At 39.5% G+C, this 22,519-nt stretch carries 19 protein-coding genes; 6 read left to right on the top strand and 13 right to left on the bottom strand.

Annotation, left to right across the window (positions count from 1 at the left end; all coding sequences use genetic code 11):
- Positions 1 to 31 precede the first annotated feature (31 nt).
- Positions 32 to 1,750 carry a proline--tRNA ligase gene (locus tag ACTJIX_RS02745; protein WP_004891776.1) on the top strand — a complete coding sequence of 573 codons (1,719 nt, stop codon included), beginning with the start codon at positions 32 to 34 and terminating at the stop codon, positions 1,748 to 1,750.
- Positions 1,751 to 1,804: 54 nt separating this feature from the next.
- On the opposite strand, the gene ACTJIX_RS02740 is transcribed toward ACTJIX_RS02745, so the two are convergent.
- The 9 genes from ACTJIX_RS02740 to ACTJIX_RS02700 form a co-directional block, all read right to left on the bottom strand.
- A complete protein-coding gene (locus tag ACTJIX_RS02740; protein WP_108675430.1) occupies positions 1,805 to 3,211 on the bottom strand; it encodes a hypothetical protein in 1,407 nt (468 codons plus the stop codon).
- Between the two features lie 22 nt (positions 3,212 to 3,233).
- Positions 3,234 to 5,468: a DUF6160 family protein gene (locus ACTJIX_RS02735; protein ID WP_108675431.1), complete on the bottom strand. Its 2,235-nt coding sequence runs from the start codon at positions 5,466 to 5,468 to the stop codon at positions 3,234 to 3,236.
- A 31-nt stretch (positions 5,469 to 5,499) separates the two neighbouring features.
- A complete protein-coding gene (locus ACTJIX_RS02730) occupies positions 5,500 to 6,207 on the bottom strand; it encodes a hypothetical protein (protein WP_108675432.1) in 708 nt (235 codons plus the stop codon).
- A 12-nt stretch (positions 6,208 to 6,219) separates the two neighbouring features.
- Positions 6,220 to 8,358 carry a hypothetical protein gene (locus ACTJIX_RS02725; protein ID WP_076754045.1) on the bottom strand — a complete coding sequence of 713 codons (2,139 nt, stop codon included), beginning with the start codon at positions 8,356 to 8,358 and terminating at the stop codon, positions 6,220 to 6,222.
- A gap of 254 nt (positions 8,359 to 8,612) precedes the next feature.
- Positions 8,613 to 9,182, bottom strand: coding sequence for a dCTP deaminase (gene dcd, locus ACTJIX_RS02720; RefSeq protein WP_004814752.1), 570 nt, complete (start codon positions 9,180 to 9,182; stop codon positions 8,613 to 8,615).
- Between the two features lie 125 nt (positions 9,183 to 9,307).
- Positions 9,308 to 9,901 carry a LysE family translocator gene (locus ACTJIX_RS02715; protein ID WP_045796330.1) on the bottom strand — a complete coding sequence of 198 codons (594 nt, stop codon included), beginning with the start codon at positions 9,899 to 9,901 and terminating at the stop codon, positions 9,308 to 9,310.
- Between the two features lie 439 nt (positions 9,902 to 10,340).
- Positions 10,341 to 11,624 (bottom strand): iron-sulfur cluster carrier protein ApbC, encoded by a 1,284-nt coding sequence (gene apbC / locus ACTJIX_RS02710; RefSeq protein ID WP_108675437.1) that lies wholly within the window; start codon positions 11,622 to 11,624, stop codon positions 10,341 to 10,343.
- Positions 11,625 to 11,904: 280 nt separating this feature from the next.
- The gene (locus ACTJIX_RS02705; protein WP_108675438.1) at positions 11,905 to 12,657 is read right to left on the bottom strand and encodes a hypothetical protein; all 753 of its coding nucleotides are present in this window, start codon (positions 12,655 to 12,657) and stop codon (positions 11,905 to 11,907) included.
- A 382-nt stretch (positions 12,658 to 13,039) separates the two neighbouring features.
- Positions 13,040 to 13,843, bottom strand: a complete 804-nt coding sequence (locus tag ACTJIX_RS02700; RefSeq protein ID WP_108675439.1) for a hypothetical protein — start codon at positions 13,841 to 13,843, stop codon at positions 13,040 to 13,042.
- 184 nt (positions 13,844 to 14,027) lie between these two features.
- Here ACTJIX_RS02700 and metG point away from each other — a divergent pair, with 184 nt between their 5' ends.
- A complete protein-coding gene (metG, locus tag ACTJIX_RS02695) occupies positions 14,028 to 16,085 on the top strand; it encodes a methionine--tRNA ligase (RefSeq protein WP_262467862.1) in 2,058 nt (685 codons plus the stop codon).
- Between the two features lie 138 nt (positions 16,086 to 16,223).
- The gene (locus ACTJIX_RS02690) at positions 16,224 to 16,580 is read left to right on the top strand and encodes a hypothetical protein (protein ID WP_004814739.1); all 357 of its coding nucleotides are present in this window, start codon (positions 16,224 to 16,226) and stop codon (positions 16,578 to 16,580) included.
- A gap of 56 nt (positions 16,581 to 16,636) precedes the next feature.
- Here ACTJIX_RS02690 and ACTJIX_RS02685 read toward each other — a convergent pair whose 3' ends face one another.
- Positions 16,637 to 17,401 (bottom strand): hypothetical protein, encoded by a 765-nt coding sequence (locus ACTJIX_RS02685; RefSeq protein WP_108675442.1) that lies wholly within the window; start codon positions 17,399 to 17,401, stop codon positions 16,637 to 16,639.
- Between the two features lie 152 nt (positions 17,402 to 17,553).
- Between ACTJIX_RS02685 and ACTJIX_RS02680 the strand changes: the two genes are divergently transcribed.
- Both ACTJIX_RS02680 and ACTJIX_RS02675 read left to right on the top strand, forming a co-directional pair.
- Positions 17,554 to 18,522 (top strand): MBL fold metallo-hydrolase, encoded by a 969-nt coding sequence (locus ACTJIX_RS02680; RefSeq protein ID WP_108675443.1) that lies wholly within the window; start codon positions 17,554 to 17,556, stop codon positions 18,520 to 18,522.
- A 450-nt stretch (positions 18,523 to 18,972) separates the two neighbouring features.
- Entirely contained in the window at positions 18,973 to 20,160 is a 1,188-nt protein-coding gene (locus ACTJIX_RS02675; RefSeq protein ID WP_071321020.1) for an ammonium transporter, read from the top strand.
- 66 nt (positions 20,161 to 20,226) lie between these two features.
- On the opposite strand, the gene ACTJIX_RS02670 is transcribed toward ACTJIX_RS02675, so the two are convergent.
- Entirely contained in the window at positions 20,227 to 20,850 is a 624-nt protein-coding gene (locus tag ACTJIX_RS02670) for a LysE family translocator (protein ID WP_071321021.1), read from the bottom strand.
- Positions 20,851 to 20,961: 111 nt separating this feature from the next.
- On the bottom strand, positions 20,962 to 21,141 hold the full coding sequence (locus ACTJIX_RS02665) for an NF038215 family lipoprotein (RefSeq protein ID WP_004814732.1): 180 nt from the start codon (positions 21,139 to 21,141) through the stop codon (positions 20,962 to 20,964).
- Positions 21,142 to 21,317: 176 nt separating this feature from the next.
- On the opposite strand from ACTJIX_RS02665, the gene ACTJIX_RS02660 reads away from it, so the two are divergent.
- A complete protein-coding gene (locus ACTJIX_RS02660) occupies positions 21,318 to 22,193 on the top strand; it encodes a 1-aminocyclopropane-1-carboxylate deaminase/D-cysteine desulfhydrase (RefSeq protein WP_071321022.1) in 876 nt (291 codons plus the stop codon).
- Here the strand turns inward: ACTJIX_RS02660 and ACTJIX_RS02655 are convergent.
- Entirely contained in the window at positions 22,190 to 22,516 is a 327-nt protein-coding gene (locus ACTJIX_RS02655; protein ID WP_108675444.1) for a DUF4870 family protein, read from the bottom strand. The genes ACTJIX_RS02660 and ACTJIX_RS02655 overlap by 4 nt on opposite strands.
- Positions 22,517 to 22,519: the final 3 nt, after the last annotated feature.

Genomic DNA, 22,519 nt, shown 5'->3' with positions numbered 1-22,519 from the left:
CTTTAACGCTTAATTTTTTAGGACAGTTTCCATGCGCGCGAGTCGCTTTTTATTTGCAACGTTGAGAGAAACCCCGAACGATGCTGAAGTTATTTCACATCAGCTAATGCTTCGTGCCGGTATGATTCGTAAGTTGGCTTCAGGTTTATATACCTGGCTGCCGATGGGCGTTCGCGTATTAAATAAAGTTGAAGCGATCGTTCGCGAAGAAATGGATCGTGCTGGTTCATTACAGGTGTTGATGCCGGTAACTCAGCCTGCTTCACTTTGGGAAGAATCTGGCCGTTATGTTCAATATGGTCCTGAACTGCTTCGTTTCAAAGACCGTCATACCAATGATTTCGTACTTGGTCCTACACACGAAGAAGTCATTACTGATCTTGCGCGCAATGAGTTAAAAAGCTATAAGCAATTGCCTGCCAATTTCTATCAAGTACAGACTAAATTCCGGGACGAAATTCGTCCACGTTTTGGTGTAATGCGTTCACGTGAATTCATCATGAAAGATGCATATTCTTTTCACGCAGACCAGGAATCACTGCAAGAAACTTACGACAAGATGTATGATGCGTACTGCAAAATCTTTACCCGTTTAGGTTTAAATTTCCGTCCAGTACAGGCGGATACTGGTTCAATTGGTGGTTCAGGTTCTCACGAATTCCACGTCCTGGCTTCAAGCGGCGAAGATGACATCGCATTCTCGACTGAATCGGATTATGCAGCCAACATCGAAATGGCTGAAGCAGTTCTGGTTGGTGAACGCGCTGCACCCGCTCAAGAATTAAAAGTTGTTGACACGCCAAATCAAAAAACCATTGCTGATGTATCTCACTTCCTGGGTACTGATCCTGCACATTCAGTGAAAGCTCTCCTCGTTCAAGGCGTTGCAAAAGAAGCGGATCAGCCTGCTCCAGTTGTTGCTTTGTTCCTTCGTGGCGACCACGAACTGAATGAAATTAAAGCTGAAAAGCATCCACAAATTGCTGCTCCTTTAGCGTTTGCAACTGAAGCTCAACTTGCTGAACTTGGCTTAACGGCAGGTTTTGTAGGTCCACAAGGTCTGGTAGAAAAAGGGATTACGGTCATTGCTGACCGTGCTGCTTCTGTACTGTCTGACTTCGTTTCGGGTGCAAACGAAGCTGACAAGCATGCGACTGGTGTAAACTGGGACCGTGACGCACAATTTACTGAGGTTTATGACCTGCGTAATGTAGTTGAAGGTGATCCATCTCCAGATGGTAAAGGCACGCTTCAAATCAAGCGTGGTATCGAAGTCGGTCATATCTTCCAGTTAGGCAAAAAATACTCAGAAGCGTTAGGCTGTAAAGTCCTTGGTGAAGATGGTAAGCCATTTACTGTAACGATGGGTTGTTACGGTATCGGTGTGACTCGTGTGGTTGCGTCTGCAATTGAGCAAAACTATGATGAGAAAGGCATCATCTGGCCAGCTGCAATTGCACCATTTGAAGTTGCCATTGTGCCGATGAATGCGCACAAATCACCGCGTACTTTAGAAGCTGCTGAAGCGCTTTATGCAGAGCTTCAAGCTGCAGGTTATGACGTACTGCTGGATGATCGTAATGAACGTCCAGGGGTAAAATTCTCTGACCTTGAGCTAACTGGTATTCCACACCGTATCGTGATTGGTGAAAAAGGTCTGGATGCAGGCACTTTTGAATATAAAGGTCGCCGTGATGCTGAATCAGTCAACCTTTCTAAAGAAGAGTTATTAGCAAAAATTGCAAAATAATTTTTTTCTGAATATAAAAAAATCCCACGAAATGCGGGATTTTTTTATATTGTATTAGCAGAATTTGTGACCACCGAAACAGTTGGGTGTAACTGACTGGTTACTTAAAATCTGATTTTTTAGAGTTAGAGTTGCTGGTGAACCATTGGTATAATTAGTATAAGGACCAACGTTAATATTCATCTTACGTTCAATAGGTACTTTTGCCAGTGAGCCTAGAGCCTCAAGTAAGTTTACATCAACATTATGATAAGATTGCATTAATTCGGTTGTAAGTGCTTCAGCAACTTGTGGCAATACGGCAGATACATCTACTTGTTCTAAAGTCTGTAAATGCCCCAGTTGAATTGGATCTTTAAAAGACATCCACCACCCTGATTGAGCAGTATCCGCATCATCTGCACCCAACCAATGTACTGGATTTTTTTGTAGAGATAAATACCCACCACTACCACTTAAAGGAATATTATGAATCATATTGAGTGCCTGAACAAAAGTAATATCCAAATTCAGGTTCTCAAGTGTTGATCCTTCACTCATTTTGAAAAAGGAGTGATCCCCTACATCTAATGAACCAAGTTTAATCAGGGCTGGAAACTCTACATATAACTGATCTTTACTAAAGTCTGGAGTTCCTACCACTTCACCTGGTAAAGATTTCCCAGATTCTGCTGCAGCAAGCGGAATAGATTTCAAAGTAGAACGAATACCATATACAGTTGCAGAATTGATACGCCTACCTGTTACTATTGTTTCTGGCATCACAAAGTCTGCACGCATCGAAGGGACAGTAATACCAGTATGACCTTCAGCACCGGGCTTACTGGTATAAATTCGGTCTTGCCCCAATGCAGTCAAGTTACCTTGTATGATTTGATCTGAACTAGCGCCAAAGGTTGCCTTTTTAGTAAAAGAGTGACCAGTAGTTTGTGCCATCTTCATATACCCACTGAAACTTTTGATACCATCTGTTGGATTTTGCGTATTTTCAGTTCCTAAAGTTAATAAGCCTAGTATCTTTTCTGCTCCTAAGCGAAATCCTACAACTTCACGCGTTGCAGCACTATCTCCTTTAATTGCAAACTCCAGAAATGGATTGGTGATCTCAGCACTAGTAGCAGCACGATCTCCCTCAAACAACGGGCTTCCTGTCTGATCTGTCTTAGAAGTATAACCACTGAGAGCAATATTCGAAATATCAATATCACAACCCTGTGCACCATTATCACCACCACATCCAAGCTGCAAACTCTTAATGTTAGCATTAAGCTCCATGATCGCTTCAATACTCAGTTTAAAGAAATTCAGGCCTTGTGAAGCATCGTAATTTTTTTCCATATTTAACAAAGCTTGTCCTTCTACAGCTGACAATTCTTGATCATTCAAAGAAGTCATACCTAAAGCAGGATTAGCACTCACTAAAATTGAGACAAAAAGAGTGCTTAAAATCATTTTTTTCATAATTATATTCCTGTATTTATGCCTAGCGCGGTGTGATTCCCATAGTGCTGCGCAAGGTGCCACCTGTAATGGCAATATTGGCCATATTTTGCATTTTATTATTAGTCAACATAGCAAAATTAGTTCGAAATGGCTGATTGATATCATTGCTTTTGTTCAAATGAACTTGATTATCTAAAGTCACAGTATCAGCACTGAGCTTAACTTTAGCTTTAAGTGCTAAATGCCCTTCCATACGATTAAAATTGATTGCTGAGGTCTTCAAATTATCTTCTGGGCCATCTATATTACTCAAACTAAAATAACTGCCCAAGTTATTACTATCAGCTTTTTCTTCAACACTTAGAGGTCTAAATTTGAAGTTAGCATCAAATGAGAGAAAATTGCTATTTGGAGAGGAAGGTGTTGGATCCACACCTGGAATGATCATTAACTCCCCCTTGCCATCCAGTTTAAAGGCAATATTAGTGAGGACATCATCACGCTTGGAAAAGTTATCAAAAGGCACCAACTGACCACAGTTATTTCCTGTACCCACCTGACAGTTATACTTAGAACCTGGTAATTGACCAATTGCCAGCTCAGCATTTGCTGCTATTAGCAATTTATCGGCTCGTATATAAATACCTTCGTCCTCATAACCTATCACGCCTTCAGACTGAATGAGCGCATCTATATTTCTAAAACCAGCATAATAGTTAACCGCCTCACCATGTACACCATCTTGACCATCAATCAGAATCATTGAAGTAGTACTTGGTAACTTAGTTTTAGTGTCTATGCCATAACCTTCAGTGGAAGCTGTGATGTTGTAAGCGATACCATATTTATCTTCAGGTCCATATTGTGTTCCAGACAAAGCAACATTGGCATTTAAATTATAAATTGGAATACCAATCCCCCAAGTTCCCCCGCTACCGCCAAGTTCAGCAAGTGAATTATCTGATATGAATCGTGCTTTAGCCGCTATGGATTGGAAATCCATATCCCGTATGGCAATTAAGGCAAAATTCGAGTTATTTTGGCCATCTGAAAGTATTTGCTGGATAATATTATTGTCTTTGCCCAGAGTTTGCTTGATTTTATTATTAATTTGGAAATCTAAGTTATTCGCCTGAATGGTATTAATATAGATATTACCAAAGTCAATATAAGCATTCTTTTTATGTGCGCTACCATTTGCATCATGGGTTGTTAATGGTCTTAAATTGGAAAACTCTACTGCGTAACTGTCTTTACCTGTATGGCCGATTTCAAGTGTGGTTGGTTTTAACTGATCTGGACGATTCGTATCACTCTCACTACTAAATTCTGCGGACATGCCAAGACGCAAGCCACCTGTACCTATAGCATCATAACTATTATTAGCGGTGGTATTACCACCATTTAAACGTCCTGCTGTCCCAAAATCGGTGATGCCTTCTTGATTTGCACCTACAGATAACCTTGCATTAGTGAGTGCACCTGATGCTCCCATGCGCATAATATTTTTTGTTTGACCATTAGCCTGATAACGCAAGTCAAGATTCAGTCCAGGATTCGTCGCCTTATTACGTTCAAGAGATACATCAGTCGTATCTGCAACACGGCCTAAATCAATATAATGATCCTGTAAGCCGTTATTAGTAGCTAAGACAATACCGTCATGTTCAGACAGATACATGTAACCTGAACCAGCAAAATTAAAATTCAGATCATTTAAAATCAGGCTGTTATTACCAAGTTTATGACTAATATTGGCATTTTGAAGTTGAAAATCCATATAGGCTGTATCATTAATATTAAACAGCCCTGCCGATGTCTTCAACACAAGTCCAATTGGTGTTTTAGTGCTTATTCCCAACTGTCCTAAGCTTTGAGTCAATGCCGTTGAGCACGTACTCCCAACACATTGCTTTTTGACCAAATTTAAGTCTGCGATTATGTTAAAAGGTGCTAGGCTAGCATCAATATGTAATCCAGTACCTCGATCCGTACCTCCTAGATCAATTGCCAACTGGCTTATTATTGGTTTGTCATCTACACCATTAATTTTAACATTATGTAGCCCCAAGCCCATCTTCTGGTTAGCAGCAGGATTCGGATCATACCAATTCAACTGGTTAATAGTAGCATGTGATATCTCATGTGTAATAATAATACCATCTTGACCAGTTACACCACTTAAATCACGCTCTTCAATTTGTTCAAGTGCATACGCCTGATGAGCTAAACAGATACTTAATGTGAGCAATTTTAATTTTATTATTTTTTTCATGCTTGATTCCTGTGCTTATTTCTACCTGTACTTAACAGCGTCCACTTCCATTACCAGTGCAGTTGTAGCTAAAAATCTTCAGGTTTCCCGACATATGTAAATTGCCATGCATGTTAAGACCCATGAATCCTTTTTCAGCACCTAAGTCAAAATCAGGAACATTTTGCTCTACCTCGGCAGGGTTTCCATCTGCTTTATAAGTTCGATCCATATAAGTTGTATAAGTTCCAGTATTGGCATAACCTTCTTTACCACTGGTACCTGTTTCAATGGCTAGGGTTTCAAAACCAAGATTACGTATTTTCAAAGGTTTATCGTCATAAAATGTAATCTTCATAGCAGATTGAGCATTATTTTGATGATTAATAATTGTAGTACCGTCTATAGAAAATTTATCAATCTGAATTGTTCCTTGAATACCTTTGAATACGAGCCATTTTTTATTTCCTTGAGCATCAACATGGTTATTTGGAGAAATAGCGAGACGACAGAATTTTTTATCATCACCGCATGCAGTGGGGTTCAATTTATAAAAAACTTCAAGTGGATTATTTCTATTGTATATATCTTCCTTAGACATATCTGTTGCATAGACATGGTTTAAAGAAAGCGTCCAACTCAAATCTGCTCCTCCCTGACCCGTAGTTTCATTTAACTGTGCAGTGGACATACTTACCAGATTGGCATGACTAGAGAGTGCTATACCAAGGCTTAAGGTGAGAAAAAGTCTATTTAACATTGCCATACTCCCTTATAACCCAGTAGTTCTAATTTTCAGGTGTTGAATCAGAACACCATCAATTGCGACAGAACCTAAATTTTTTATTGATCCATCAACGCCTTTAAAAACTACACCTGTCGCATCAGCTCCATCTTTAGCTCTTAACATGTTATTCGACAAGCGTTCTGTCGTTCCAATAGCGATACTACTGTGAGTCGCATTACGTCCTTGATAACTTGTTCCCTTGATATCAATAGCTGTACCGCATGAGTTGACATTACAAGTAGAACCCTTTAGATCACTTGTTCCCAGTCCATCACCATAGTTTTGATAAATCTGGTTATAAATCGAAGCAACTTTAGGAATTCGAGTTACTTCTAGAATAATGTTATTACCTTCCGAACCCACAATAAATGGTTGGTACATATTTCCGAGTACCAAGTTGATATTCGGGCTATATAAATATAATCCTTCGGTATTATGAAAAATAGGTGCCAGTGAACCACGTTTCATTGCCGGGGTTGCCACTTCACTATCCAAATCATCTAAAGTTGCCGTGCCTATACGAATCCCTTTACGATCTAGATCTGTCTGTCTGATACTTAAATCAGCAGGATTATCGTTGGTATTTAAACGGAGTAGGCTTGCCATACCGAATGTCTGGTTATAGTTCTTGTTATCAGACTCTAAAGTCTGGAACATACGCACTTGCGAACCATTTAAACTTAAACCATTAGCAATAAATTGGGTACGCAAGCGATACTCTTTGTCCAGACCAGAAATGGGAGCACCAGTAATTGGATTTACTTCACGACTAGAATTTAACTCACGAGAGAAAATGTCTGACCAAAATCCAAGTTTAATATTAAAAGATGTATTTTCTATATTCGCCGGATCTTCTAACGCTGTTTTGGCCAAGGGAGCTTCTAATGCCAAGTATCCCAAATTCTCTGCTTTATCTTTAAATTGTCTGACATTTTCTGTACCCGCACGAAATAGCCATGGATTACTTGCTGTTCCCCAATTAAATCCTTGATTACTATAACGAGTACTTAAAGAACCATCGCTTTTAGAAAGTGCCAAACCATAGATAAAAACATCTGCTTTAGTTCTTAAAGAACGTGCAGAACTATTGATTGCTGCAGCCTGCGCAGCCTGAACAGCTTCATTAACAATTAACTTATATAATGCTTCTGTAGCTTTTTTCGCTTCCTCTTCCGCTTTAAGATCGGCATTGTTTTCAGCTCTTAAAGTAGCTAACCGCTCCTCCTCAAGAATTGCAGCGGCAATCAGATCTGTTGCTTTAGATGAAATTTGGTTGCTTCGTACAAAATTAGAACCCAAACTTTGTAAAAATGTTGAAGTTGGAATAGATTCATCTGATCGACTGCCATAAAGCAATTCAACCATTTCCCTAGTATTACTTTCTGCGAAGTCTGTTGCCTGAGCATTAATGGCCTCGAGCTTCAGCGGATTCCATACCAGATACTCTTCCTGTGTCCCATCATTCTCTGGTCCAGATGGCAGCCCTGAATTTCTCTGATAATCATCATAACGTTGTTGGTAATAACGCCGCATTTCGGCTGAGTTATAAAACTCATTAAACACATCCCTTTCAAATGTATCTCGTCTTTTTTCAACATTGGTTGGAATATCTTTCGTATAACTTTCAAGTAAGCTATTAAAATTAGTTTCATAAGCAGTATCATAGGTGTTCTTATAGATAGCATTATAATTATGCTCAGCTTTACCCTCTAGGACCGCTTGATTATAGTTATCAGAATAAATTTTATTATAGGCTCGTTGCCCTAATTGATTATAATTTTCCCCAGTAGGGATAATACGAATAAATCCAGTATCATTTTGTGAAGCATTTTTATAATTTAATAGGGCTTCATTATAAGTACTCAGCTCACTAGGACTAGCATTTGGGCCAGGCTTAAATGGTATTTTGAGCTGGTCATAGGCGGAAGTAGTCGATACGTCATTTGGCCCCTGAAAGACCATCTTAAAATCATCAAGTACTAAAGCAATGCCAGCACCTGTGCTCTCAGACATTGAGTCCTCTGACATTTCCTGCAAGGCAAAACTTGACTGAGCATAAACCAGTGCCAGCGCAGATACGAGGCAGGTTTGTTTAAGTCTGATATGATCATGACAAAAATTCATCTCATTCTTCCTTTTTATATGATGCTCCGCATCTTTCTTCTTTGGCTTCCAGCCATCGCTTACTTTTTGTAGTATTTAATTTTTATGCTACATAGCTTTCAGCAATGTATTTTTTAATGTGTAATCCTCATCCATTATGCTTATTTTCCATTCAGATGCAAAAAGCAAAGTGCTGAATAGCCAAGTTTCCGATGAATGAAAACTCAAAAAATAAACGGGACCTTAAGCCCCGTTTATTCAATACTTTAAACTAATTATGCTTTTGGCAAAGTCACACCAGTCTGGCCCTGATACTTCCCGCCGCGGTCTTTGTATGAAGTTTCACAAACTTCATCAGATTCAAAGAACAGCATCTGTGCTACCCCTTCACCCGCATAGATACGTGCAGGAAGGTTCGTCGTATTAGAGAACTCAAGGGTGACATGACCTTCCCACTCTGGTTCAAGTGGGGTCACATTCACAATAATACCGCAACGCGCATAGGTAGATTTACCCAGACAAACAGTCAGTACATTACGTGGAATACGGAAATATTCTACAGTACGTGCAAGCGCAAATGAGTTAGGCGGGATAATACATACATCAGATTCGATGTCGATAAAGCTTTTCTCGTCGAAGTGTTTCGGGTCTACAATCGCAGAATGCACATTGGTAAATACCTTGAATTCACGTGCACAACGAACATCATAACCATAGCTTGATACACCATAAGAAATGAGTTTTTCACCATTCTCATCAAAACGAACCTGGTTCTCTGCATAGGGTTCGATCATGCCATGCTTTTCGCTCATTTCGCGAATCCAGCGATCAGACTTAATTGCCATTGGTACTAATCCAAAAATCTTAAATTCAGTTATTGCGACGTACTTTAACTGAAATTCACCTCAATGAAAATAAGTGTTCTTTCTTGATGCTACTTTGAAATTTTAATAAGATTTTTTGAGTGAAGTTACAGACTCATAATCGCTGAATAACTCAGCGGTACAGAAAAGCTCATCAGTACCAATGATGCGGTCTTTTGCATATTTTTTTGGTTGAGCCAACGATTATTATTACGACCCAGTAAAGTACCGAAGAATGTCCATAAAACTGCAATTGGAATTAATAGTCCTATAAACATCAGCATATGTACGACATAGTAATAACTGTTCTGCCATGCAATTACGGGGAAAATTGCCGATGCAAACAATAAGGCCTTAGGGTTCAGTAAAGTTGCTAAAAATAACTCTCTGGCACGAATGGTGAATTGACTTAAACTGTCAGCAATTTCTGCTGTACGCCATAATCTGATTGCCAAATAGAGAATATAACAGGCGCTAAATAATTTCAGGATATTCGGTAAAGCTGGCAGATGGGTTGAAATCTTGCCAATCAGGATTCCCCAAAAACTGATCGCAAGCAGATAGCCTAACGCTTCAGCAGGAATAAGATAAAATGATTTCCTAAAACCAGCATGGATCCCGGAAGATGCCAATAAGGTATTAGTTGGGCCTGGAGTCAGTAAAATTGTGACTACTAAACCAATAAATAACCAAGAAATCATGGGTTGACCTCGCTGTAATGCTTGCAGCATAGATCAGAATATTTTTACCTGCAAAATCTTATTTGTAAGAAGAATTATAATTTTTTGGAATAATTTAAATTATAAATTAAATTCAAATACTTATATGAAAAAAATGCTAAGATTAAGTGATATACGATAGAGTCATTTTAGTTGACTCCCACTTATTCATGAGAAAATTCTATAAAAAACACTAACGCAAAAATTAAATTTTTATATCTTTAAAATGATTTATCTAATAATACATTTCTGATTTTTTCATCTTCAAATCTTTTAAAGTCACTCAGTTTATTTCCACTTATTGTCTTAATTTATTTTCTTGCTTTTATTGGACCTACTTGCTAGCGAATACTTTCATTTTACTGTCAGCTTTAACATAAAAAACCCCAGCCTGGACTGAGGTTTTAATCAATGATCTCTATTAGAAAATACGAGAATGATCTTTTTGAGCCTTTGGCAGTTTGGCTGCAATCTTTTCGGCAATCGCCATATAGCTATCAGCAGCCTCATCTCCAGCGATCACTGACGGCGTTCCGGCATCGGCATTTTCACGAATTACAGCATTTAAAGGCAGACGGCCAAGTAGTGGAATATTGTACTGTTCTGACAATTTATCGCCACCACCCGTACCAAAAATCTGTTCTTCATAGCCGCAATTTGAACAGATATGAGTCGACATATTTTCAATCACACCCATGACTGGAATCTGTACACGGTTAAACAGTTCAATTCCTTTGGTAGCGTCCAGTAATGCCACATTTTGTGGCGTTGTCACAATCACTGCGCCAGTGACTGGGATACGCTGCGCTAGAGTCAACTGGATATCCCCTGTACCTGGCGGCATATCAATCATCAAGACATCAAGATCTGGCCAAAGTGTCTGATTAAACAATTGCATTAATGCACCCGTTGCCTTTGGACCACGCCATGCCACTGGTGTATTGTGATCACCAGTTAAATGACCAATTGATAGCACCGCCAGGCCATAGGCATCTAATGGTACAAAGTTTTCAGCTTCAATCATCGGAGTTTTACCCGCATTACCGAGCATTGTTGGAATACTTGGACCATAAATATCCGCATCCAGTACACCGACTTTTAGACCCAGTTTTTGTAAAGCCAAGGCCAGGTTCACTGTTGTGGTTGATTTACCCACACCACCTTTACCAGAAGACACCAGAATCACATTTTGAATACGTGGATGCTTCGGCACATCACGCTGTTGCGGGGCAGCTTTTTGAATAGGCGCTTCTTCTTGTTGAGGTTGATAATTTTCATTCGCCTGCTTTACAGCATCAGTGCTTGCAGATGCATCCACCACGGGTGGTAAATTCGATTTTGGTGCTACTGTGGTTTGCGGCTGGCTAGAGCAGCTTTCACCTTCAGCATGATGATGCCCGCACCCGCTCTCTTTTTTATGCCCCGTTTTTTGCTGGATCACATGCATATTGAGTTCTTTGATGCCACATTTTTCCAATGCGTCAGCCAGTTCATCATGAATCTGCTGTAGCTGCTCTTTTTCTTCAGGATAGGTATTAATCGTGATCTGTAAAATCTCACCTTGTACATTGACCTGAGTAATCCGATCTTTCAAGGCATTGTTAGAATTTGGCAAGATATAATTTTGCAGTACATTCTGCACAGCTTCTTCGTTCACCTCCTTGGAAGGCGAAAAAACCGATTTAAGCGAAGAAAGCCACGACATAGGTTACTCCAAAAATGTAGATCGATATCTAAATAGCTTAGTTTAACGGGCTTTTCACTTAAGGTTAAGCATTCTGCCCATTAAGATGAGGGAGATATTTTCAATTTCCAACCATTTTACTTGGTTTTATTAATTTGTGGCGAATAGAAATAATGGAAAGTGAAAGAGAATAAGAAATAAAGTAGTTTTTAGTATGCGAATAATTATTTTTATAATAAGAGTCTGATTAGATTCAGCCACCTCAACCCTGTTATGGTTGAAGTGGCAGTGCGATCAAAGCTTATTTATGATTTTTATTGTGTTCGGACTTATCTTGCTGGTCCTTGGTGTTTTTGCCTTGATCCTGTTTAGACTGGTCTGCATCAGATTCTGAATCCTTATCTTTGGCAGCCTCTTTTTTATCAGACGTATTCTCCTTAGAGGTGTCATCTTTAGCGTCTTGATCTTTAGATGAATTCTCTTTCATTTTAGTCATTGTATCGGTGGCCATCTGTTTCAGCTCAGCCAGTTTGACAGAAGCTTCATTCACCAATTCAGTAATCTTCTGTTTGGTATCATCAAACTTATGTAAGGCTTCATCTTTTAGATGCGTCATACGATCCTGCTGATCTTGACCATTATTGCCATGTTGCTGGTCTGATTTTTCATCTTTATGCGCAGCCTGTTTGGAATCATCTATATCATCATTCTGCTTGACTTCAGACTTGCCATTTTTTAGCTCATTCAGAATCTTTTCGCCTTTCTGTAATAGCTCTTCACCAATAGCAATCGCCTTGGCTTTTAAGTCATCCATCTTGGTCGTTTCATTTTTTTTATCTGATTGCTCACTATCTGAGTCTTTAGCACTCTGCTTTTCAGATTTATTATCCGACCCGTTCTTCTGAGCCTCTAGTACTTCCTGATGTTCCTGTTTGTGCTGCTTGTCGATCTCGTTTTGCTTTTGCTCTTTTTCAATTTGATCATGCATTTCACGTGCATGTTGCTGTTTATCTTGGTTCTGCTTAGAAGTACTTGTCTGGTTATTCTGAGTCATGAGTACCCTCCTTAGGTAAGTCATATAAGTTATCAGACAATTATTTAGCATAAAGCAGAGAATGAATCGGGTGAATTAAGCAAACTGCAACAAAGCCTGTACATGTTGTTGCTGATCATCGCATCAGATAGCACAAACCTTACGATCTTAAATTTTCATCACTACCCTGGACGAGATTGTGCTCTGTATTTTGAAGATTCTATTTATCTTATTTCTTGCACCATCGGTTAGTATTTTACTGTCATCATGACATCGTATTTCCTTTAGCCTGCCTACTCAAATACTGTCATAGCTTGATTTTTCAAGCTAAAGGATGCTTATGATCGATCTACATTAAACGTTTATAGAATGAATAAAACTAAAGGTATCAAACGACCTTAGTTTAAGCACGCACGGTACTCATAAAACTTACTACCGAGAACAACCAGATAAACAGGATAAAACTGCGCGCTTGGGTGAAATGTGCCACATCTGTACCATGCAAAATGTTGTGGCGTGTTGCAGTGACGTTCGAACTAGAATCCATCTTATAGGCAGCCAGCTCTGCAAAGTATGGATTCAGTTCTGCAGCGATTTTAGATTTATGCCATAGACTCTTAATTTCATTTCCCTTTAAACCGGGAACGATTTTGTAGACATCGACAAACTTGGTGCCGTTTTGCTTTAAGAAACCTTGTTGGATTAAGACGTCGGTGAGTAAACCTTCAAGCTGTGCATAGAGCAAAGGTACACAACCTGCATAACAGCCCAATTTATACATTTTAAAGGCTTCAACAATCACGGGACGGCGTAAGGCTTTATGGGCTTCATCTATTTGCATCGCATCAAAAGCAGTCAGTACGTCTTTTTGGAAGTCTTCACTATTGATGACATCGAGTAGGTTAAAGGCTTTAACATCTTCATAGGCATGAATCTGTTGCCAAAAATGCATCAGGTTTAAGGCATCATTGGCCACTTTTGAACCGACAGGTTGATCGAGCTGATCTGCCCACACATTAAAATACTCATCCTGCTGTGCGAGTTCACGTAAGATATTGATTAAAAATGTATGTTCGCCTTGTGAGATCTGATCTAAATAGCTTTGCGCATCTTCAAGGATACGTTTGCCTAAAGTCTGTTGTTTGATATTCGATTTAAGCCGTCTGACTGGTTGATCATCTTCAAAATCATCATAATCGTCATACATAGTCAAGCACTCAAGCAAATGGCGGATAGGCTATTATCCCTGATAATCCTGCCATAAAGTAGCATTTCATTGAGGTGCAACTTTGTTATTGAAAAAGAATTCACCAAAAGCCTTATGCAAGTCATGTCTATCTCATGTAAAATTACCGCCCATTGCATAAAATACGAATGAGAGAGTCAGATCCGTGCGTAATATCTTAGTCACTAACGCCCTTCCATACGCCAATGGCCCGATCCATATGGGTCACCTACTCGGTTATATCCAAGCTGATATTTGGGTACGTGCGATGCGTGCAATGGGTCATAACGTGACTTATGTATGTGCGGATGATGCGCATGGTACGGCGATCATGCTACGTGCTGAAGCCAATGGCATTACCCCTGAACAGCAAATTGCCAACGTTCAAAAAGAACACGAACGTGACTTTGCTGGCTTTAAAGTGGACTTTGACCACTACGATTCAACCAACAGTGCCGAAAACCAGGCTCGTGCATCTGAGATTTATATCAAGAACCGTGAAGCGGGCAACATTGCAGTTCGCCCTGTAACGCAATTGTTTGACCCTGAAAAAGGCATGTTCTTGTCGGATCGTTTCATTAAAGGCACCTGCCCGAAATGTAAAGCGGAAGATCAATACGGCGATTCATGCGAAGTGTGTGGCACGACCTACAACGCAACTGAACTGCTCAATCCAAAATCGACCTTAAGCGGTGCGACACCTGTCGAGAAATCTTCAGATCACTATTTCTTTAAACTGCCTAACTTTGGTGAATACCTACAAAAATGGACACGTGACCAAGGTCGTTTACCTGTATCCATTGCCAATAAGTTAGATGAATGGTTTGAAGCAGGTTTGTCGGATTGGGATATTTCTCGTGATGCACCTTACTTTGGTTTTGAAATTCCAGATGCACCAAACAAATATTTCTATGTTTGGGTCGATGCGCCTATCGGCTATATGTCGAGCTTTGAAAATTACATCAAGACCAAACGTCCTGACTTAAGCTTTGACGATTACTGGAAAAAAGATTCTCAAAATGAGGTGTATCACTTCATTGGTAAAGACATTGTTTATTTCCACGCGTTGTTCTGGCCTGCCATGCTTGAAGGTGCAAACTACCGCACGCCTACAAGCTTATTTGTTAATGGCTTCTTGACTGTAAACGGTCAGAAAATGTCTAAATCTCGTGGCACATTCATTAAAGCTGAAACCTATTTAGAGCATTTAAACCCTGAATACTTACGTTACTACTTCGCATCTAAACTTTCTGACAAAGTTGAAGATTCTGACTTAAATCTTGATGATTTCGTTCAGAAAGTAAACTCTGACTTAGTTGGTAAAGTCGTAAACATCGCAAGTCGTTGTGCGAAGTTTATTAACACGAAATTTGACAATAAACTTTCTGCAACGTGTGCAGAGCCTGAATTGGTGCAAAGCTTTATTGATGCAGGTGATTCAATCGCGGCAGCATACGAAGCGCGTGAATTCTCAACAGCAATTCGTGAAATTATGGCGTTAGCTGACAAAGCCAACCAATATATTGATGAGAAAAAGCCTTGGGCTTTAGCGAAAATTGAAGGCGAAGAACAACAAGTTCATGACGTATGTTCTGTGGGTATTAACTTATTCCGTCAATTGGCGGTTTACCTTGCGCCTGTATTGCCAACATTGGCTGAACAAGTTCAAGCGTTCTTACAGTTAGACAGCTTTAACTTTGAATCACGTAAGCAAGTGTTAGTGGGTCATGAAATTGCATTGTTCCAACCGTTAATGCAACGTGTTGACCCTAAAGCGGTTGCTGCTATGGTGGATGCATCTAAAGACTCTTTAGCAGCCCCTGCAGAAGCACCAAAAGTTGAAAAGAAAAAAGAGAAAGCCAAAGAGAAGAAAGCTGAACCTAAAGTGGGTGAAGCTGAAATCATTAATATTGATGATTTTATGAAAGTTGACCTACGTGTAGCGGAAGTTCTTGAAGCTGCGACGGTTGAAGGTTCTGACAAACTGCTTCAATTGACGTTAAATGTCGGTGAGGCTGAGCCACGTAACGTATTTAGTGGTATTCGTGAGTTCTATAAGCCTGAAGACTTAAAAGGCAAATTGGTGGTGATGGTAGCAAACCTTGCGCCACGTAAGATGCGTTTTGGTATTTCTAACGGTATGGTGTTAGCTGCGGGTAATGACGAAGGTGTTTGGGTGATTTCACCTGAATCTGGTGCTAAACCGGGTGATAAAGTGTCTTAAGATGTAGGTCTTAAATAAAAAGCCTCTACTAATGTAGGGGCTTTTTTATACCATTTATATAATTTATTTTCTTGTTTTAAAAAAATATATCGATAAAATCAAAGCGCTTTTTATTTTTTATAACTATTCGGGGTAAGCATGAAAAAATTACTAGTTTCAGTTCTAGCGATGTCAACAATTGCATTTACAGGCTGTTCAGTTCGTATGGCGGATATGACCGTAGCTTCTACAAAGAACTATAACTTGAACTCAAACCAATTTGTGAAAGGTCAACGTGTCACAGGTGAAGATAAGGTTCCGGTAGTTTTATTCCCATTAGGTATTCCTAACTTCAAAACAGCGGTAGATCGTGCAATTGAGAAAGATCGTTGTGCTGTGGCTTTATCTGATGTTGTTATTACTCAATTGAATCAAGCATTTATTGTGGGGCAGATTGGTTACCGTGTTGAAGGTACTCAAGTAATTGACCGTTCACAACCAGAATGTAAAAAATAATTTTTGGTTGTAGAAAGAGAGCCTCTACGATGTAGGGGCTTTTTTTGTCAACAGTATTATTTCTTTAAGATAGGATCACAAATCATAGGTACAAAACTGTATTTATCATCTTCTTTAGTTACAAGTATGATTTCATCACTTGAAATTGCTATTACCTTACTACCGTTTGGAGTAATACATCTTGAAAACTTCTTTGCTTCGAAGTCGTAAATATATGATTGAGCCATTTCAGATATAAAGTTTGAATATTTATCTTTATATTTTTCTCCAAAGGTAAATAAAAGCATAAAGATAAAAGGATATATTAAAAATCTAGCAGCACAGCTCCACCCAGAATAGTTTTCTCTTAAGTCATCTCTTTCTTTAGCAAAAATAACGTACATCATATAAAATTGACTTAGAAATATAAGAAGTAGAAATACAATAAATGTGACTAAAATAAATACTATTGGAATTATCATTATAGCCACAAAATTTGTGACTCTATTTAATCCATTAGATTCATATCCAACAATGTGATTGACAAGTTGATCTGCAAAACCATATGTAATGTTTGTTAATAATGCATATATAGCAACAAGAACAACTTTACCTAATATTGTTCCCCAAGCTTTATGATAAAAGTATAAAAAATCAGATGTTATACCGCCAGCCCAACATACACTTAGAAGAAATAAACTAATTTTGAAGAAATCGTTTGTTGGCATTAAATACCAAAACAGCGTATTGAAGGCCAATAAGCCTCCTACTAAATAGAATTTTTGACTTCTATTTAATTGCTGATAGATAACCCCAACTTGTTCTTGTACTTTAGCGAGCATTTATCAAATACCTTCATATTTTTTAATTTAGTATGAAGATATAAAACTCAAATTGAATACATTTTAATCACACATGCGTCTTAAGTTGTCGTTCTAAATTCATATGTATTGTGCTAAAAATATATCATTCCCCTTAAAACTTATAAAACTTTATGAAAACTTTAAAACCATTATTCATCGCATTCATTCTAAGCACCACAACCCTCACCATCCAAGCGGCTGAAACCGCTATTCCAACGCAAAAACAAGTGGCTGGCTACTACCATCACCAAATCGGCAACACTCAAATCACCGCCCTGCTCGATGGCACAAACTACTTAAACCCTGCGCTATTTAAAGGCTTAAGTGACAGCGAAAAAACGGGCATTCTTAAAAAATACGCTGCCATCAACGACAAAGGCATACAAACCTCAGTCAATGCTTTTTTAATCAATACAGGCAACCAGCTACTCATGGTCGACAGTGGAGCTGCAAGCTGCTTTGGCGCACATTTGGGTTCAATCTATAACAACTTGAAAGCTTCAGGGTATCAGCCTGAGCAAGTGAATAGCATCTTCCTGACCCATTTACACCCTGACCATGTCTGCGGCATCTCAAATAACGGTGTAGCAAATTATCCAAATGCCACACTGCATATTTCCAAAACCGAATATGACTACTGGCTCAGTCCAAACACCATCAAGAAACTACCCAAAGAAAACCAAGAGAAATTTTTAGGCACAGTTGAGAAAATTAAAGCCGCACTTGCACCGTATGAAAAAGCCAAAAAAATTAAGGTCTTTTCAGACAAAGCTTTCGCTTTGGGTGATATTCAATTTAAGCCATCTTTCGGTCATACCCCAGGGCATTACAGCTTTAAACTGAAAACCGATGCTCAAGAAGTGGTATTTATTGGTGACATCGTGCATTCACATACCTTGCAGTTTGATGCACCAAAAACAGCGGTAGATTTTGATATAGACCCTAAGGCAGCAGTCGAAACCCGTCTTAAACATTTTGCTGAATATGCCAAAGCGGGTCAGTTGATTGCTGCACCGCATTTACCTTTCCCAGGCATTGGGCATATCTATTCAAAAGATGGTCAAAGCTATCAGTGGATACCGGTACACTTTAAAGATTAATTGAGTACTGTGATTGCAATATTCTAAGTCTGAAACCCTAAGCTTTTAGGGTTTCATTTATTTTATAAACACCTAACCAACAAGTATTAAAGATCTTAAACTCAAAAATCACGTTGAGATTGAGAATTAAAATCCGCTACTTCACTTAATTTTTTAAATTTTTTCTTAAAAATTGCTTCACATTCATTGTGCACCTTTAGCACTCATTTCTAGCATTCAATTGAGTCCGATAAATCTAAATATTTAAAAATCAGGTATAAATTTTAAATTTATCTTCTCTTGTAGTGTCTTAGTTTGGTGCAAATAAATCGCATTATGCTTTATATCGAGTCTTATTAATTTCAATAAATTCTTCATCAAAATTTCCCTTGCTAGTGCCTCTTTTAGAATCAGTTTGCCTCTATATACTGGGTTTCTTTTGTGATTCTACGCACTAAATTGGAACGCACCATGCAAAATATAGACTTATTATTTCTCCTTCTCGGTGCAGTTCTGGTGCTTGCCATGCATGCAGGATTTGCTTTTCTGGAACTTGGAACAGTTCGACATAAGAATCAGGTCAATGCCTTAAGTAAAATTCTAACTGACTTTGCCATCTCTGCAATCGCATACTTTTTAGTGGGTTACTATATTGCCTATGGACAGCATTTTTTCCATGATGCCAATACCTTAGCAGCTGATCATGGCTATAACCTGATGCGCTGTTTCTTCCTGCTTACCTTTGCTGCCGCCATTCCAGCGATTATCTCTGGTGGTATTGCTGAACGGGCCAAAATGCGCTCGCAGGCTTTAGCAACTTTATTTCTGGTTGCCCTGATTTATCCGTTTTTTGAAGGCATGATCTGGAATGGTAACTTTGGTTTCCAGGACTGGTTGGCTCAGGCATTTGGTGCTAGCTTTCATGATTTCGCCGGTTCAGTGGTGGTGCATGCCATGGGTGGCTGGATCGCACTGGCTGCAGTAATTCTGCTTGGTGCACGTCATGGCCGCTATAAAAACGATGGCCGGATTACAGCACATCCGCCTTCATCGATTCCATTTTTGGCTTTAGGTTCATGGATTTTAATTGTCGGCTGGTTTGGTTTTAATGTCATGAGTGCCCAGCGCCTCGATGCCATTTCTGGACTGGTCGCCATCAATTCTTTAATGGCAATGGTCGGTGGAACAATTGCAGCCAAAATGGCAGGTAAAGATGACCCGGGCTTTCTGCATAATGGGCCATTAGCCGGCTTGGTAGCGATCTGTGCAGGCTCAGATGTGGTACATCCATTGGGTGCGCTTTTTATCGGCATCAGCGCAGGCGTGATTTTTGTGAAACTGTTTACGTATACCCAAAATAAACTCAAAGTGGATGACGTGCTTGGCGTCTGGCCTTTGCATGGTGTATGCGGAGCTTTTGGGGGTCTTGCTGTAGGTATCTTCGGTCAGCAATGGTTGGGAGGCATGGGTGGTGTTTCTTTAATTTCACAGCTAGTTGGTACAGTTCTCGCCATTATTGTGGCTTTGGCAGGTGGCTTTCTGGTCTATGGCCTGCTCAAAGTATGGATTGGTATTCGTCTCACCCGGGAAGAAGAATTTACAGGTGCAGACCTGTCCATTCACCGTATTTCTGCGAATTCTGAAGAAAATATTTTTTAATGCTCTCGTAAAAAAGCCCCTATTTCACAGGGGCTTTTTTATCTATAGCGGAGCTTATAGAAATAATTACTTCATACCAAAAATCAACTTTAAACCGAGTACAGTCATTACCGCACCTGCAGCACGATCAAAACCTGCTTTGAATTTTAAATACACACGACGTGGCTTTTCTGCAGACAAGGCAACTGCCACCAAAGAACACCATCCTGCATCAATAAAGAAACATAGGACCGGAAGCACGACATAGAAATAGGCCGGAATTTCTTTAGGTAAAAGTGCAGTAAAAATACTGGCTAATACAATGGCAATTTTGGGGTTAGATAATTGAGTGATCAAGCCTGTGGTATAAGCACGACGCAGTGACATCTGGGTATTGCTGTTTTCATCGGCACTAATCGGCTCTTTGGCATGTTTGATAATTTTAAATGCCAGCCAGAGCAAATAGATCCCACCACAGATTTTTAAAGCCAGATAGGCAGACGGCACAGCCAGTAAAAATGCCTGTAAGCCTAGAACTGCGAGCAGACCAAAAACGGCGGCACCTGTACCGGTTCCTAATGCCGTAAACAGGCCATGCTTGCGCGAAATAGCAATTGAATTTTTTGCCACATAAATCGATGTCGGCCCAGGGCTCATTGCGCCTAACATTAATGCAAAGGCAATTGAGCCCAAAATCCAGAATGATTCCACAACACAACCCGGTTAAATCTTGATTGCGCTATTCTAAGCAAAATGCAGCACGAATGCTGCATTTTTATAGTGAAAAATCTTAACTTTATCTAATAAATATTCAGTTTAAGTTTACTGAAGCTCTTGGGCGATAAATTGCGGTTTAGACAAATGATAGTCGTGATCATGTACCGGCATTCCGCCTATGATCATGGTTCTGACTTCAGTTTTCGGTTTATTCATTTTGTCATTATCACAGCCAGCCAGACTGGACAGAAGTAACGCAAGCACAACATAGGATAGATGTTTCATTTGCTACCCTCCTGACAGATTCCCTTAACTTTAGATTAGCATTTTATGTCTGTTTTTTATTCAATTATTTTGTGACAAGCTGCATCATTCAAGAGTGCAGTTAGAATAGGAATAAAGTCACTTTCGGGTACGCTTAACTTGGTTATACTGTTGCCGTTCTCACTTTTAAGATTGCCATGTTTGATTCGATTGCCCAGCAATTCATAGACCAAACCCTGAATGTACACGGTATGCAACTAACCATACGTCGGTTGGATCTGGTGCATCCACAGATTTCGGGCAACAAGTTTTTTAAGCTGAAATATAATTTTCTGCAAGCACAACAACAAGAGTTTAAAAAGTTGCTGACTTTTGGCGGTGCTTATTCAAATCATATTGCAGCGACGGCATTTGCGGCACATCAGTTTGGTTTTGAAAGTATCGGCATTATTCGTGGTGAAGAACTTAAAGAAAAACCCTTAAATCCTACCTTAAAGACCGCGCAAGACTTTGGCATGCAGTTGCATTTTGTCAGCCGTGAAGATTATCGACGTAAACAGCAACCCGATTTTTTGGCAGAATTACAGCAGCAGTTTCCAGATCATTACGTGATTCCTGAAGGGGGTACCAATACGCTTGCTATTCAAGGCTGTCAGGAAATTTTAAAACCTGAAGATCGACAGTTTGATGTGATCTGTTCTGCAGTGGGTACAGGCGGTACAATTACAGGACTGATTGAAGCCAGTCAAAATCATCAACATGTTTTAGGTTTTTCTGCACTGAAAGGGACATTCTTAACAGAAGATGTCGCCAAACTGACCAGCAAGAAAAACTGGCAGATTATGGATAACTATTGCTGTGGTGGTTATGCCAAAACTACAGCTGAACTGATTCAGTTTATTCAGAACTTTGAAGCTGAATACGGTATTCCTCTAGAACAGATTTATACCGGGAAAATGCTGATGGGCCTGACTGAGCTGATTGCAAAGGGTTATTTCCCTGCTGGATCAAAGCTATTGGTCATTCATACCGGAGGCATGCAAGGCAAAATCCCTGAGCTGTATACAAATTAAACCGGATTAATCGGCTCATTATTATTTAAAGCCATCAAACCTTTGGCCAGACGGTAAATGTGCCAGATAAACACTATAAACAGAATCCCGAATCCAATCAGAATCGTGGTTAATAAGCCACCGATCAGATAACCGATTAAACTGACCCAGAAGGTTCGAATCTGCCAGTCGCTATGACTTTCCAGCCAGGTGCCGCGCATTTCATTGCGTTTCAGATAGTTCATAATAATGGCAACAATCGGCGTCAGGCCAACAAAGAAGCCCAGAATATACAGAATATAAGTGATCAGATTATATTGTTTTAATTGTTCGATATTCGCCATCAG

This window comes from Acinetobacter sp. 22323 (assembly GCF_052044895.1).
Classification (GTDB): domain Bacteria; phylum Pseudomonadota; class Gammaproteobacteria; order Pseudomonadales; family Moraxellaceae; genus Acinetobacter; species Acinetobacter schindleri.
The sequence above is the reverse complement of the archived record's forward strand: the minus strand, read 5'-3'. Positions and strand labels throughout refer to the sequence as shown.

Bases quoted from the DNA above. Each gene is read 5' to 3' on its own strand.
- ACTJIX_RS02735 (WP_108675431.1), bottom strand. From the start codon at position 5,468: ATGAAAAAAATAATAAAATTAAAATTGCTCACATTAAGTATCTGTTTA.
- ACTJIX_RS02740 (WP_108675430.1), bottom strand. From the start codon at position 3,211: ATGAAAAAAATGATTTTAAGCACTCTTTTTGTCTCAATTTTAGTGAGT.
- ACTJIX_RS02725 (WP_076754045.1), bottom strand. From the start codon at position 8,358: ATGAATTTTTGTCATGATCATATCAGACTTAAACAAACCTGCCTCGTA.
- ACTJIX_RS02705 (WP_108675438.1), bottom strand. From the start codon at position 12,657: ATGACTCAGAATAACCAGACAAGTACTTCTAAGCAGAACCAAGATAAA.
- ACTJIX_RS02660 (WP_071321022.1), top strand. From the start codon at position 21,318: ATGTTTGATTCGATTGCCCAGCAATTCATAGACCAAACCCTGAATGTA.
- ACTJIX_RS02655 (WP_108675444.1), bottom strand. From the start codon at position 22,516: ATGGCGAATATCGAACAATTAAAACAATATAATCTGATCACTTATATT.
- ACTJIX_RS02745 (WP_004891776.1), top strand. From the start codon at position 32: ATGCGCGCGAGTCGCTTTTTATTTGCAACGTTGAGAGAAACCCCGAAC.
- apbC (WP_108675437.1), bottom strand. From the start codon at position 11,624: ATGTCGTGGCTTTCTTCGCTTAAATCGGTTTTTTCGCCTTCCAAGGAG.
- ACTJIX_RS02665 (WP_004814732.1), bottom strand. From the start codon at position 21,141: ATGAAACATCTATCCTATGTTGTGCTTGCGTTACTTCTGTCCAGTCTG.
- ACTJIX_RS02685 (WP_108675442.1), bottom strand. From the start codon at position 17,401: ATGCTCGCTAAAGTACAAGAACAAGTTGGGGTTATCTATCAGCAATTA.
- ACTJIX_RS02715 (WP_045796330.1), bottom strand. From the start codon at position 9,901: ATGATTTCTTGGTTATTTATTGGTTTAGTAGTCACAATTTTACTGACT.
- ACTJIX_RS02730 (WP_108675432.1), bottom strand. From the start codon at position 6,207: ATGTTAAATAGACTTTTTCTCACCTTAAGCCTTGGTATAGCACTCTCT.
- ACTJIX_RS02680 (WP_108675443.1), top strand. From the start codon at position 17,554: ATGAAAACTTTAAAACCATTATTCATCGCATTCATTCTAAGCACCACA.
- ACTJIX_RS02700 (WP_108675439.1), bottom strand. From the start codon at position 13,843: ATGTATGACGATTATGATGATTTTGAAGATGATCAACCAGTCAGACGG.
- ACTJIX_RS02675 (WP_071321020.1), top strand. From the start codon at position 18,973: ATGCAAAATATAGACTTATTATTTCTCCTTCTCGGTGCAGTTCTGGTG.
- ACTJIX_RS02690 (WP_004814739.1), top strand. From the start codon at position 16,224: ATGAAAAAATTACTAGTTTCAGTTCTAGCGATGTCAACAATTGCATTT.
- dcd (WP_004814752.1), bottom strand. From the start codon at position 9,182: ATGGCAATTAAGTCTGATCGCTGGATTCGCGAAATGAGCGAAAAGCAT.